The following is an 11,905-nucleotide window of genomic DNA, read 5'->3' as shown; positions in this document are numbered from 1 at the left end:
GCCTTCTGACCGATTTATGGTCATACCCGATTTTCCGGACTTGGCCCTGGTTGCCGAATCCATTGAATTTCATAAAAAAATTTGAGGAGCACGAGATGCGCGTAATTCTGCTGGGAGCTCCCGGGGCCGGTAAAGGTACTCAGGCAAAATTCATCACCGAGAAGTTCGGTATCCCCCAGATCTCCACCGGTGACATGCTGCGTGCCGCCGTCAAGGCCGGCACCCCGCTGGGCCTGGAACTGAAAAAAGTCATGGATGCCGGCCAACTGGTTTCCGACGAGCTGATCATCGGCCTGGTCAAGGAGCGCATCGCCCAGCCGGATTGCGCCAACGGCTGCCTGTTCGACGGTTTCCCACGCACTATTCCACAGGCTGAAGCCATGGTCGCTGCCGGTGTCGACATCGATGCCGTGGTCGAAATCGCCGTTGACGATGAAGAAATCGTTGGCCGCATGGCGGGCCGTCGCGTGCACCTGGCTTCGGGCCGCACCTACCACATTCAGTACAACCCGCCGAAAGTGGAAGGCAAGGACGACGTGACGGGCGAAGACCTGATCCAGCGCGACGACGACAAGGAAGAAACCGTGCGTCATCGCCTGTCGGTCTACCACACCCAGACCAAGCCGCTGGTCGAGTTCTACCAGAAGCTGTCGGCCGCCAATGCCGGCAAGCCGAAGTACAGCCACATCGAAGGTGTCGGTTCGGTCGACGCCATCACTGCCAAGGTACTGGCAGCCCTGAGCTGATCCAACGCCTTGCATGACAACGGCCCGCTTGCGGGCCGTTGTCGTTTATACTGACGCTCTTTTCCCTGCCCCTGGAAACCCGTTCGATGACCACCCTGCTGGCCCTGGATACCGCCACCGAAGCCTGTTCCGTTGCCCTGTTGCATGACGGCAAGGTAACCAGCCATTACGAGGTGATCCCACGTCAGCACGCGCAGAAGCTGCTGCCGATGATCAAACAACTGCTGGGTGACTCCGGTGTAGCGCTGAACGCGCTGGATGCCATCGCCTTCGGCCGTGGCCCGGGCGCCTTCACCGGCGTACGGATTGCCATCGGTGTGGTTCAGGGCCTGGCGTTTGCGCTCGAACGCCCGGTGCTGCCGGTGTCCAACTTGGCCGCGTTGGCGCAAGGCGCGATGCGTGAGCAGGGTGTGCAGCAGGTGGCTGCCGCCATCGATGCACGCATGGACGAGGTGTACTGGGGCTGCTACCAGGCAAACGAAGGCGAAATGCGCCTGATCGGCCAGGAAGCGGTGCTGGCGCCCGAGCGCGTGGCGCTGCCCGACGCCAGCACGGGCGAGTGGTTCGGTGCCGGCACCGGCTGGGGGTATGCCGAGCGCCTGGCAGTGCAGGTCGCTGCCAGCAATGCCGCAGCGTTGCCCAATGCCCTCGACATCCTCAGCCTGGCCCGCTTCGCCTGGGCGCGCGGCGAGGCCATCGCTGCCGAGCAGGCGCAACCGGTGTACTTGCGCGATAATGTAGCCACACCCAAGAAACGCTGACGGCTACTCGTCGGTTATCGCCGATGACGATAAAACCTTTCGCGCGAACTGTGGTCTAGTTATCACTCGAGCATTAGCGACGGAACACTGATGCTGCTAAATTGCCATCATTGGTCCTGAGTGCTCACACCATGCGTATCGACGGTTTCTCCTCGCAGTCCTACCCGATCAAGCGCGCTCCGCGCAAAGCGTCGGTGCGCGACGAGGCAATCGACGATGCCGAAGTGATCGAGAATGACGCGCAAAGCGACGCCTCCCAAGAAGCCACCACTCGCCGTCGCAGCGGTGGCCTGCCAGCCCGCCAGCAAGACATGGTCTTCCCCCGCGCCCGTGATCGGCGCACAGCAACGGCGCTGGCCAGTTACCTGAGCACAGCCGGTTTTACCGATTGGGACATGGAAGTACTGGGGCTCGACCTGTACATTTGAGGGATGACTCCCTCTCTTCTGCCTTATTTTCTGGGTTGTCCGTCGTGGAGCGAAAGCGCCTGGCGCGATTACCTGTACCCCGCCGACGCCCGAGCCACTGAGTACCTGGGCCTGTACAGCCAGGTGTTCAATGCGGTCGAGGGCAACACCACCTTCTATGCCAGCCCCGCGCCCGCGACCGTGGCCCGCTGGGCGCAGGTGATGCCGGCGCACTTTCGTTTCACGGCCAAGTTCCCCCGCGAGGTCAGCCATGCCGCGGACCTTCGCGAGCAACTGGACGCGGCGACCACCTTCACCCGGTTGATGGCGCCGCTGGGTGAGCGAGTATCGCCTTATTGGTTGCAACTGCCTGCCATGTTCGGGCCTGCGCGCTTGGCAGAGTTGAGCCACTTTCTGGATGAAGTGGTGGTGCCGGTGGCCGTCGAGGTGCGTAACGACGCCTTTTTTGCGCGGGGTGAGGAGGAGCGGCAGCTAAACCGGCTGCTGCTCGAACGTGGCGTCGAGCGCATCTGCCTCGACCCACGGGCCTTGTTCAGCTGCACATCGCGCGACCCCGCCGTATTGCATGCTCAAGCCAAGAAACCCAAAGTGCCACCGCGCCCCGCAGCCTTCAGCCAGCACCCGCAGGTGCGTTTTATTGGCCACCCGCAACTGGACGCCAACGAAACCTTCCTGACGCCTTGGGTGGACAAGATAGCCAGCTGGATCGAGGAAGGCCGCAGCCCCTACATCTTCTTGCACACCTCGGATAACCGCCTGGCTGCGGCATTGGCCCAGCGCTTTCACCAGCGCCTGATGCAGCGCCTGCCCGGCCTTGCATCATTGCCGGAATTGCCACGCGCCCCTGAGGTCGAACAACTGGGACTACTCTGACCACTCCTTAATGCCTGAGGTTGAGACCATGGATGTGCAAACCCTGCGAGCCGAAGCCTTCAAGGCCCTGCATGAGCGCGACAGCGCGTTCGTCATCCCCAACCCGTGGGATGCCGGCTCTGCCAAACTGCTGGCCAGCCTTGGCTTCGAGGCACTGGCCACGACCAGCGCGGGCCTGGCCTTCAGCCTGGGCCGGCCAGACGCCGAAGGCGCGTTGAGCCTTGACGAAACCCTGGATAATGCCGGCGTGATCGTCGATGCCACGGCGTTGCCGGTTGCCGCCGACCTTGAAAACGGCTTTGGCGACCTGCCTGAGGATTGTGCACAGACCATTCTGCGTGCCGCCGAGGCGGGCCTTGTGGGGGGCTCTATCGAGGACGCCAGCGGGCGCAAGGACGCCCCCATCTATGACCACGGCCTGGCCGTGGAGCGCGTGCGCGCGGCGGTTCAGGCGGCGCGCAGCCTGCCGTTTCCCTTCACCCTCTGCGCCCGCGCAGAAAACCTGCTGCACGGGCGAATGGACCTGGACGACACCATCCTGCGCCTGCAAGCCTTTGCCGAAGCGGGTGCTGATGTGCTCTATGCGCCTGGGTTGCGCACGGTCGAAGAAATTCGCGCAGTGGTACAGGCGGTGGCGCCCAAGCCGGTCAACGTGCTGATGGGGTTGGCAGGCGTGACGCTGAGCGTCAATCAACTTCAAGACCTGGGCGTGCGCCGAATCAGCGTGGGGTCATCGCTGGCCCGCGCAGCGTTAGGGGCTTTCCACCGGGCGGCCCTGGAAATTCGCGATGAAGGCACGTTCGGCTACGGCGAACAGGCGTTGCCTTTTGCGCAGCTCAACGATCTGTTCCGTCGCTGATTGGCCATGCGTGCGTTGCTGGCGCTGCTGGTGGGCCTGTCCTTGATGGCAGGCCTGGCCTGGCACCTTGGCTGGCGCCTGCCCGATGCATGGAACCCCTGGGCGGCGCTGGACGTGCGCCAGCCACCCAACCTGCTCACTGCCTACAAACTGTCGCGCCTGCGCAATGACCCGGCGCTGTGCCGCGAAGCGCTGGCAACCAGTGGCCTGCGTTACCGGGCCCAGGCCGACAGCCCAGCCTCGGCCAACTGCCCGCTGAACAACGTGTGGCGCATCGAAGGCGGTCAGGCGCGGCTCAGCAGCAGTTTTCTCGCCAGTTGCCCGCTGGCAGTGGCCTATGCGCTGTTCGAGCAGCATGGCCTGCAGCCCGTGGCGCAGCGGGTATTGGGGCAGCCGGTGACCCAGGTCGATCACCTGGGCAGTTTCGCCTGCCGCAATGTCTACCACCGCAAACAAGGCCGACTCAGCCAGCATGCCACCGCCAACGCTCTGGATATCAGTGGTTTTCGCTTGCAGGACGGCCAGCGCATCGTGCTGGCGCAGGATTGGCAGGCGGGTGGGCAGAAGGCTGAGTTTTTACGCGAGGTGCAGCAGGTGGCCTGCGAGCGCTTCAGTACCGTGCTGGGGCCCGACTACAATGCCGCGCACCACAACCACTTCCACGTTGACATGGGCCTCTGGCAGATCTGTCGCTGAGCCGCTGTAGACTCAGGCGTAGGCGCGAACGTTGTTGAGCACCACCGGGCGCGCCCAATGGATGTCGAATTCGAGATCGTTCTGCTGTTTGGCCAGGGTGGTTTCGTCGTAGGGCTCGGGCGCCGGGTCCAGCAGGTTGGTCTCGAACTCGGCGATAGGCAGGAACAGTGGGCGTGGGGAGGGGCCTGGGCCCGGCTCGGCAAGCGGCTGGCCCTGGCTCATGACCACCGGGCGCAACCAGCTGTTGCTCAGGTCCAGCTCGCGCTGTTGTTCGATCAGCTCGATGGCACTGAACGGTTCAGGCGCAGGTTCCAGCAGGTTGGCCTCAAGCTCTGCCTTGGGCAGGAACAGCGGCTCGGGTGGCGCGACTTCGGTGTCGTGTACGGCGCAGGCGCGCTGGGCATCGATCAGCGCCAGTGCCCTGGCCCCGCCAATCGGCTCGCCGCTGTGCTGATCGTACTGCACGAACGACTCGCTGATACTGTCCGCGGGTACTTCCTGTTGCTCGGCCATGGCACGGGCAAAGAAATCCTGCCACAGGTGGCTCACGCCCCCGAGTGTCTGGGTATTCTGCTGACCGTAGTGGCCGACAGGCGACAGGTAGGTCAAACCGATGGGAAGAGTATCTGTCATGGCAGTCGCGCGCGTTGTGCTCTGGCAGAATAGCGGGATATTGCCTGTATCGGCCGTGGTTGCCGATTCATTAAGGGCTGGGTTTGATTTTTTAGGTGTGGACGATGGAAGAGCAAGGCACGGGTATCAGGGTCGAAGCGATGTCGGCTGAGTATGCGCAACAGGCCACGGCGTGGGCCGAGCGCCTGGGCCTGCCGCTGCAGGACGATGCCGCCGGCTTCGCTGTGCAGGTGGGCGCTGAAGGCTTGCAGATCCAGCAATTAGGCCCACAGGCGCCTGGGCCCGTGCGGGTGGACTTCGTCGAAGGCCAGGCTGCGCACCGGCGCCAGTTTGGCGGTGGCAACGGGCAGATGATCGCCAAAGCGGTCGGCATTGCTCAAGGTGTTCGCCCGCAAGTGCTCGACGCGACCGCAGGGCTGGGCAAGGATGCCTTCGTGCTGGCCAGCCTGGGTTGCCAGATGACCCTGATCGAGCGCCAGCCGCTGATTGCCGCGTTGTTGGAAGACGGCCTGGCACGGGCCCGTGCCGATGAAGAGGTGGGCCCGATCGTTGGGCGTATGCGCCTGCTGACCGGCAATGCCATCGAGCGCATGCGCGCGTGGGAGGGCGAGCCGCCGCAGGTGATCTACCTCGACCCGATGTTCCCGCACCGGGACAAAAGCGCACTGGTGAAGAAGGAAATGCGTGTGTTCCGGCCGTTGGTGGGGGATGACATGGATGCCCCGGCCTTGCTCGAAGCCGCCCTGGCGTTGGCCAGCCATCGGGTGGTGGTGAAGCGCCCGCGCAAGGCACCGATCATCGACGGGCCGAAGCCTAGCCATTGCCTGGAGGGCAAGTCGAGCCGGTATGACATCTACCCGAAGAAAGCGCTGAAGGCCTGATAACGAAGACGCCTGTAGGAGCAGCCTTGTGCTGCGAAGAGGCCGGTGAATTCACCTTGAATCTTCACGGCTTTCACCGGCCTCTTCGCAGCACAAGGCTGCTCCTACCGTACCGGGTTCGTGCCGGTAGGTTGAATGGATCCCGCTAAGGCCGGAACGCCCGCATGAACACCCCCACCACCTCACGCACATGCGCCTCGGCCTCGTCGCCTTCCAACGGCCCGGCGCACCCCAGCAGCAACCGGTAGTCCGGCGCGCCCTTGACCATGCAGAAGAAGTGCTCTGCCGCGCGCAACGGGTTATCGATGCGCAGCAACCCGCGCTCATGCGCTCCGCGCAGCAGTGCTTCCATACCCGCCAGCACGCGTTTGGGCCCGGCTTCGTAGAAGTACTCGCCAAAACTTGGGTCCGAGCTGCCCTGGGCCATGATCAGGCGGCTGAGCTTGACCGCTTCGTCGCTGCTGATCAGGGCCTGGAAGTTACGCGCAATGGTCAGCAGCACCTCTTCCATCGGTGCCCCCTCGGGGTACTCGAACAGCAGGTCCGGCAGCTGGATCTGGCAGGTTGCCATGACCGCCGAGCAGAACAGCGTCTGCTTGTCGGTGAAGTGGCTGTACACGGTGAGTTTTGAAACACCTGCCGCCGCAGCGACCGCATCCATGCTGGTGTTGGCATAGCCAAGGCTGAGGAACAGTGTCTTGGCCGCTTCGAGGATCGCCTCGCGCTTGGCCAGGTCCTTGGGGCGACCGGGCCCGATGGGTGCGTCGTTGGGCATTGGAGTCTGCATCTGGTTGAAGAGTCGCCCATCTTAACGGGTCGGACGCCATCCGGCCTCAAGGAATGGCCAAACGTTGATGTTGATTTTCTTTCTGGCGCTGGCTTCCCGGCTTCGGTTTGCTGATTTAATATACCCGTCAGTATAAATATTCGATGTGCTCTTCGCGAAAGGATTCATCATGTTGCGCCATGCCTTGTCCATCGCTTTGCCCGCTGCCGTCGCCGTGTTGCTGACGGCGTGCGGCCAGGAAACCGCACCGCCCGCTGCGCCGCGCCCGGCACTGGTGATCCAGCCGCAGCCTGCCGAAGCGGCAGCCGACAGCTACCCCGGCGAAGTGCGTGCGCGCTTGGAGCCGGAACTGGCCTTCCGCATCGCTGGCAAGGTCAGCAAGCGCCTGGTCGAGGAAGGGCAGCGGGTCAAGGCCGAGCAGCCGCTGGCCGAGCTGGACCCCCAGGATGTGCGCCTGCAACTGGAGGCCAATCGCGCCCAACTGGCGGCCGCCGAAGCCAACCTGGCGCTGGTGCGCGCCGAGCGTGATCGCTACCAGAAGCTGCTGGACCGGCAGATGGTCAGCCACTCGCAATACGACAATGCCGAAAACCTCTACCGCGCCGGCATGGCCCGCCTTAAACAAGCCAAGGCCGAGTTCGACGTTGCCGGCAACCAGGCCGATTACGCGGTGCTGCGTGCGCCGCAGGCTGGGGTGATCGCTAAGCGCCAGGTCGAGGTCGGCCAGGTGGTCGCCGCCGGGCAGACCGTGTTCACCCTGGCTGCGGATGGCGAGCGTGAGGTAGCCATCGGCCTACCGGAGCAGCAATTCGCCCGTTTTGCGGTGGGGCAGGCGGTCAGTGTGGAACTGTGGTCGCACCCTGGTGAGCGTTTCGAAGGGCGCATCCGTGAACTTTCGCCGGCAGCCGACCCACGCTCGCGCACCTTTGCCGCGCGCATCGCCTTCACTTCAGCCAAGGCACCGGCCGAGTTGGGCCAGAGCGCGCGCGTGTTCATTGCCCATGAGGGCCTCATCCCACTGGCGGTGCCGCTTTCTGCGGTGACCGCAGAAAACGGCCAGGCCTATGTCTGGCGGGTCAACCCGGACCACCGCCTGGCGCGCACGGTGGTGCGCCTCGGGCCATACGGCACCGACAGCGTCCCGGTACTCGAAGGCTTGAAGCCGGGCGACTGGGTGGTCGCCGCGGGTGGCCATGTGCTGCGCGAGGGGCAGGAGGTGCGCCCCGTGGACCGCACCAACCGTGTAGTGAACCTGACGGCCAAGGAGTAAGTCCCGATGGGTTTCAACCTTTCCGCCTGGGCGCTGCGCAATCGCCAGATCGTACTGTTCCTGATGATCCTGCTGGCTGCCATTGGCGCCATGTCCTACACCAAGCTGGGCCAGAGCGAGGACCCGCCGTTCACCTTCAAGGCCATGGTCGTGCGCACCCTGTGGCCCGGCGCCACCGCCGAAGAAGTGTCGCGCCAGGTCACCGAGCGCATCGAAAAGAAACTGATGGAGACCGGCGAGTACGAGAAGATCGTCTCGTTCTCCCGCCCGGGCGAGTCGCAGGTGACCTTCATGGCCCGCGATTCGCTGCACTCCAAGGACATCCCCGAGCTGTGGTACCAGATCCGCAAGAAGGTCGCGGACATCCGCCACACCCTGCCACCGGAGGTGCAGGGCCCGTTTTTCAATGACGAGTTCGGCACCACGTTCGGCAACATCTATGCGCTGACCGGCGCGGGCTTTGACTACGCGGTGCTCAAGGATTACGCCGACCGTATCCAGGTCCAGCTGCAGCGGGTCAAGGACGTCGGCAAGGTCGAGCTGGTCGGGCTACAGGACGAGAAAATCTGGATCGAGCTGTCCAACCTCAAGCTGGCAACCCTTGGGGTACCGCTGGAGGCTGTCCAACAGGCCCTGCAGGCGCAGAACGCGGTGAGCACCGCCGGCTTCTTCGAAACCCCCAGCGAGCGCCTGCAATTGCGGGTGAGCGGGCGCTTCGACAGCGTCGAGCAGATCCGCCAGTTCCCGATTCGCGTGGGCGATCGCACCTTCCGCATCGGCGACGTTGCCGAGGTGCACCGCGGCTTTAACGACCCGCCCGCACCGCGCATGCGCTTCATGGGTGAGGACGCCATCGGCCTGGCCGTCTCGATGAAGGACGGCGGCGACATCCTGGTACTGGGCAAGGCCCTGGAGGGCGAGTTCGAACGCCTGGCGCGCAACCTGCCGGCGGGCATGGAGCTGCGCAAGGTCTCGGACCAGCCGGCGGCGGTCAAGGCAGGCGTGGGTGAGTTCGTCCAGGTGCTGGCCGAAGCGCTGATTATCGTGCTGCTGGTGAGCTTCTTCTCCCTCGGCCTGCGCACCGGGCTGGTGGTGGCGTTGGCCATCCCGTTGGTACTGGCCATGACCTTTGCCTCCATGCATTACTTTGGCATCGGCTTGCACAAGATCTCGCTCGGTGCCCTGGTGCTGGCGCTGGGCTTGCTGGTGGACGATGCGATCATTGCCGTGGAAATGATGGCGATCAAAATGGAGCAGGGCTACGACCGGCTCAAGGCGGCGAGCTATGCCTGGAGCAGCACGGCCTTCCCGATGCTCACCGGCACCCTGATCACCGCGGCGGGCTTCCTGCCTATCGCCACGGCGGCCTCCAGTACCGGCGAATACACCCGCTCGATCTTCCAGGTGGTGACCATTGCGCTGCTGACCTCCTGGGTCGCAGCGGTGGTGTTCGTGCCGTACCTGGGCGAGCGGCTGCTGCCAGACCTGGCCAAACTGCATGCGGCGCGGCATGGCAGTGATGGGCACGCGCCCGACCCGTATGCCACGCCGTTCTACCAGCGCGTGCGGCGGGTGGTGGAGTGGTGCGTGCGGCGGCGCAAGACGGTCATCCTGCTGACCCTCGCGGCGTTTGTCGGCAGCATCCTGTTGTTCCGTTTCGTGCCGCAGCAGTTCTTCCCGGCCTCCGGGCGCCCGGAGCTGATGGTCGACCTGAAACTGGCCGAAGGTGCGTCGCTGGCCAACACCGCCGAGCGGGTCAAGCAACTGGAAGTACTGCTCAAGCAGCAGGACGGCATCGACAATTACGTGGCCTATGTCGGCACCGGTTCACCGCGCTTCTACCTGCCGCTGGACCAGCAACTGCCGGCCGCCAGCTTTGCCCAGTTCGTGGTGCTGGCCAAGTCGATGGATGACCGTGAGCGCCTGCGCAGCTGGCTGATCACCACCATGGACCAGCAGTTCCCCGAGCTGCGCGGGCGCGTCACCCGCCTGGAGAACGGCCCACCCGTGGGCTACCCGGTGCAGTTCCGGGTGACCGGCGAGCACATCGAGAAGGCCCGTGCGCTGGCCCGCGAGGTGGCCGACAAGGTGCGTGAGAACCCGCATGTGGTGAACGTGCACCTGGACTGGGAAGAGCCGAGCAAAGCGGTGTTCCTTGAGATCGACCAGGACCGCGCGCGCGCCCTCGGCGTCAGCACCGCGCAGTTGTCCAGCTTCTTGCAGAGCTCGCTGACCGGGACCACGGTCAGCCAGTACCGCGAAGACAACGAATTGATCGAAATCCTGCTGCGCGGCACGCACAAGGAACGCAGCGAACTGGCCAACCTCGGCAGCCTGGCGTTGCCCACCGACAATGGCCAGAGCGTGGCGCTGTCGCAGGTGGCGACCCTGGAGTATGGCTTCGAGGAGGGCATCATCTGGCACCGTAACCGTTTGCCGACGGTGACGGTGCGCGCCGACATCTATGACAAGGAACAGCCCGCGACGCTGGTGCGGCAGATCGAGCCGACACTGCAGGCGATCAAAGCCAAGCTGCCGGATGGCTACCTGCTCGAGGTAGGCGGCACGGTGGAGGATTCGGAGCGCGGGCAGAAATCGGTGAATGCCGGCATGCCGCTGTTCATCGTGGTGGTGTTGAGTTTGCTGATGATCCAGCTGCGCAGCTTCTCGCGCACAGTGATGGTGTTCCTGACCGCGCCCTTGGGGCTGATTGGGGTGACGCTGTTCCTGCTGGTGTTCCGCCAGCCGTTCGGCTTCGTCGCCATGCTCGGCACCATTGCCCTGGCCGGGATGATCATGCGCAACTCGGTGATTCTGGTGGACCAGATCGAACAGGACATTGCGGCGGGCATGGAGCGTTGGCAGGCAATCATTGAGGCCACGGTACGGCGCTTCCGCCCGATAGTGCTGACCGCGCTGGCGGCGGTATTGGCGATGATCCCGTTGTCGCGCAGTGTGTTCTATGGGCCGATGGCGGTGGCGATCATGGGCGGGTTGATTGTTGCGACCGCGTTGACCCTGCTGTTCTTGCCGGCGCTGTATGCGGCGTGGTTCAGGGTGAAGAAGGATTCAGCCGACTGAGCAGCCACTGCCCTGTGTAGGAGCAGCCTTGTGCTGCGAAGAGGCCGGTGCAGGCACCCTTGATGTCAGGTGCTTGCACCGGCCTCTTCGCAGCACAAGGCTGCTCCTACAAAGGGGCTGAGCTGCGCCCCAGATGTTGGACACCCGTCCATTATCTGGGGCGCAGTGCAGGCCAGGTGCGCTTAAAGCACGCCGAAGACTTTCTTGGCCAGGCTCGTAGCAGCCTCGGCTGGGTTCTGGCGAATGCTTTGTTCTTGCTTGCCGATCATCTCGAACAGGCCATCCAGCGCCTTTTCGGTCACGTAGTTCTCGATGCTGGCGCTCTTGGCGTCGACCACGCCCAATGCCACCGCTTGCCCGGCAAAGTTGTTGTACTGCTGGGCCAGGCCTACCTTGTCGGTGGCTTGCTTGACGATCGGCAGGAACTTGGCGCGGATCTGTTCGCGGCTGCTCTTGTTCAGGTACTGGGTGGCCGAGTCGTCGCCACCGCTGAGGATGCCCTTGGCATCGGTCACGCTCATGTTCTTGACCGCATCGACCAGGATCGCCTGGGCCTGTGGCACGGCAGCCTCGGCGGCCTTGTTCATGCTGGTTTCCAAGGCGTCGACCTGGTCACCTTTGCCGAACATCTTCATGGCTTTGGCGGCCTTGCCGAGGTTGCCCGGCAGTTCGATGCGCACGTCCGGGTTGTTGTTGAAACCGCCCGGGGTGCTCAGTTGCTTGACGGCAATCTGCGCGCCTTGGGTCAGCGCGTCTTTCAGGCCACCGGTGGCGTCCTTCTGGGACAGGTCACCCAGCGACAGGGCCAGGGCACTGGCAGACAGCAGCAAGCCGGCGCACAGGGTGGTGAAACGCAGGGAAGAGCGAATCATGAAGCTTTCCTTCTGAAC

Annotated in this window: 12 protein-coding genes; 9 read left to right on the top strand and 3 right to left on the bottom strand. The window is 64.0% G+C overall.

Features of this window, described 5'->3' with window-relative positions:
• The first annotated feature begins 95 nt into the window (after nucleotides 1–95).
• The 6 genes from adk to GIB19_RS05570 all read left to right on the top strand — a co-directional run bounded on the left by adk (nucleotide 96) and on the right by GIB19_RS05570 (nucleotide 4,363).
• Nucleotides 96–746, top strand: a complete 651-nt coding sequence (adk, locus tag GIB19_RS05595; RefSeq protein WP_027595762.1) for an adenylate kinase — start codon at nucleotides 96–98, stop codon at nucleotides 744–746.
• Between the two features lie 86 nt (nucleotides 747–832).
• Nucleotides 833–1,507 (top strand): tRNA (adenosine(37)-N6)-threonylcarbamoyltransferase complex dimerization subunit type 1 TsaB, encoded by a 675-nt coding sequence (gene tsaB, locus GIB19_RS05590; protein ID WP_027595763.1) that lies wholly within the window; start codon nucleotides 833–835, stop codon nucleotides 1,505–1,507.
• Nucleotides 1,508–1,638: 131 nt separating this feature from the next.
• On the top strand, nucleotides 1,639–1,935 hold the full coding sequence (locus tag GIB19_RS05585; RefSeq protein ID WP_085272733.1) for a hypothetical protein: 297 nt from the start codon (nucleotides 1,639–1,641) through the stop codon (nucleotides 1,933–1,935).
• 3 nt (nucleotides 1,936–1,938) lie between these two features.
• Nucleotides 1,939–2,808: a DUF72 domain-containing protein gene (locus GIB19_RS05580; RefSeq protein ID WP_099428472.1), complete on the top strand. Its 870-nt coding sequence runs from the start codon at nucleotides 1,939–1,941 to the stop codon at nucleotides 2,806–2,808.
• A 28-nt stretch (nucleotides 2,809–2,836) separates the two neighbouring features.
• Nucleotides 2,837–3,667, top strand: coding sequence for an isocitrate lyase/PEP mutase family protein (locus GIB19_RS05575; protein WP_027595766.1), 831 nt, complete (start codon nucleotides 2,837–2,839; stop codon nucleotides 3,665–3,667).
• 6 nt (nucleotides 3,668–3,673) lie between these two features.
• Nucleotides 3,674–4,363: an extensin-like domain-containing protein gene (locus GIB19_RS05570; protein WP_099428473.1), complete on the top strand. Its 690-nt coding sequence runs from the start codon at nucleotides 3,674–3,676 to the stop codon at nucleotides 4,361–4,363.
• A gap of 12 nt (nucleotides 4,364–4,375) precedes the next feature.
• Here GIB19_RS05570 and GIB19_RS05565 read toward each other — a convergent pair whose 3' ends face one another.
• A complete protein-coding gene (locus GIB19_RS05565) occupies nucleotides 4,376–4,996 on the bottom strand; it encodes a hypothetical protein (protein WP_027595768.1) in 621 nt (206 codons plus the stop codon).
• Nucleotides 4,997–5,100: 104 nt separating this feature from the next.
• On the opposite strand from GIB19_RS05565, the gene GIB19_RS05560 reads away from it, so the two are divergent.
• Nucleotides 5,101–5,877, top strand: a complete 777-nt coding sequence (locus tag GIB19_RS05560; RefSeq protein ID WP_027595769.1) for a class I SAM-dependent methyltransferase — start codon at nucleotides 5,101–5,103, stop codon at nucleotides 5,875–5,877.
• Nucleotides 5,878–6,022: 145 nt separating this feature from the next.
• On the opposite strand, the gene GIB19_RS05555 is transcribed toward GIB19_RS05560, so the two are convergent.
• Complete coding sequence (locus GIB19_RS05555) at nucleotides 6,023–6,664, bottom strand: TetR/AcrR family transcriptional regulator (RefSeq protein WP_027595770.1); 642 nt, start codon at nucleotides 6,662–6,664, stop codon at nucleotides 6,023–6,025.
• Between the two features lie 169 nt (nucleotides 6,665–6,833).
• On the opposite strand from GIB19_RS05555, the gene GIB19_RS05550 reads away from it, so the two are divergent.
• Both GIB19_RS05550 and GIB19_RS05545 read left to right on the top strand, forming a co-directional pair.
• Complete coding sequence (locus GIB19_RS05550) at nucleotides 6,834–7,934, top strand: efflux RND transporter periplasmic adaptor subunit (RefSeq protein WP_274884160.1); 1,101 nt, start codon at nucleotides 6,834–6,836, stop codon at nucleotides 7,932–7,934.
• A gap of 6 nt (nucleotides 7,935–7,940) precedes the next feature.
• Nucleotides 7,941–11,015, top strand: a complete 3,075-nt coding sequence (locus tag GIB19_RS05545) for an efflux RND transporter permease subunit (RefSeq protein WP_274884159.1) — start codon at nucleotides 7,941–7,943, stop codon at nucleotides 11,013–11,015.
• Nucleotides 11,016–11,197: 182 nt separating this feature from the next.
• Here the strand turns inward: GIB19_RS05545 and GIB19_RS05540 are convergent, their stop codons facing one another.
• Complete coding sequence (locus GIB19_RS05540) at nucleotides 11,198–11,887, bottom strand: DUF4197 domain-containing protein (protein WP_027595773.1); 690 nt, start codon at nucleotides 11,885–11,887, stop codon at nucleotides 11,198–11,200.
• Nucleotides 11,888–11,905: the final 18 nt, after the last annotated feature.

The sequence above is a fragment of the Pseudomonas sp. ITEM 17296 genome (assembly GCF_028895205.1).
Lineage (GTDB): Bacteria > Pseudomonadota > Gammaproteobacteria > Pseudomonadales > Pseudomonadaceae > Aquipseudomonas > Aquipseudomonas kermanshahensis.
This window is presented reverse-complemented; position numbering and strand designations above follow the sequence as displayed.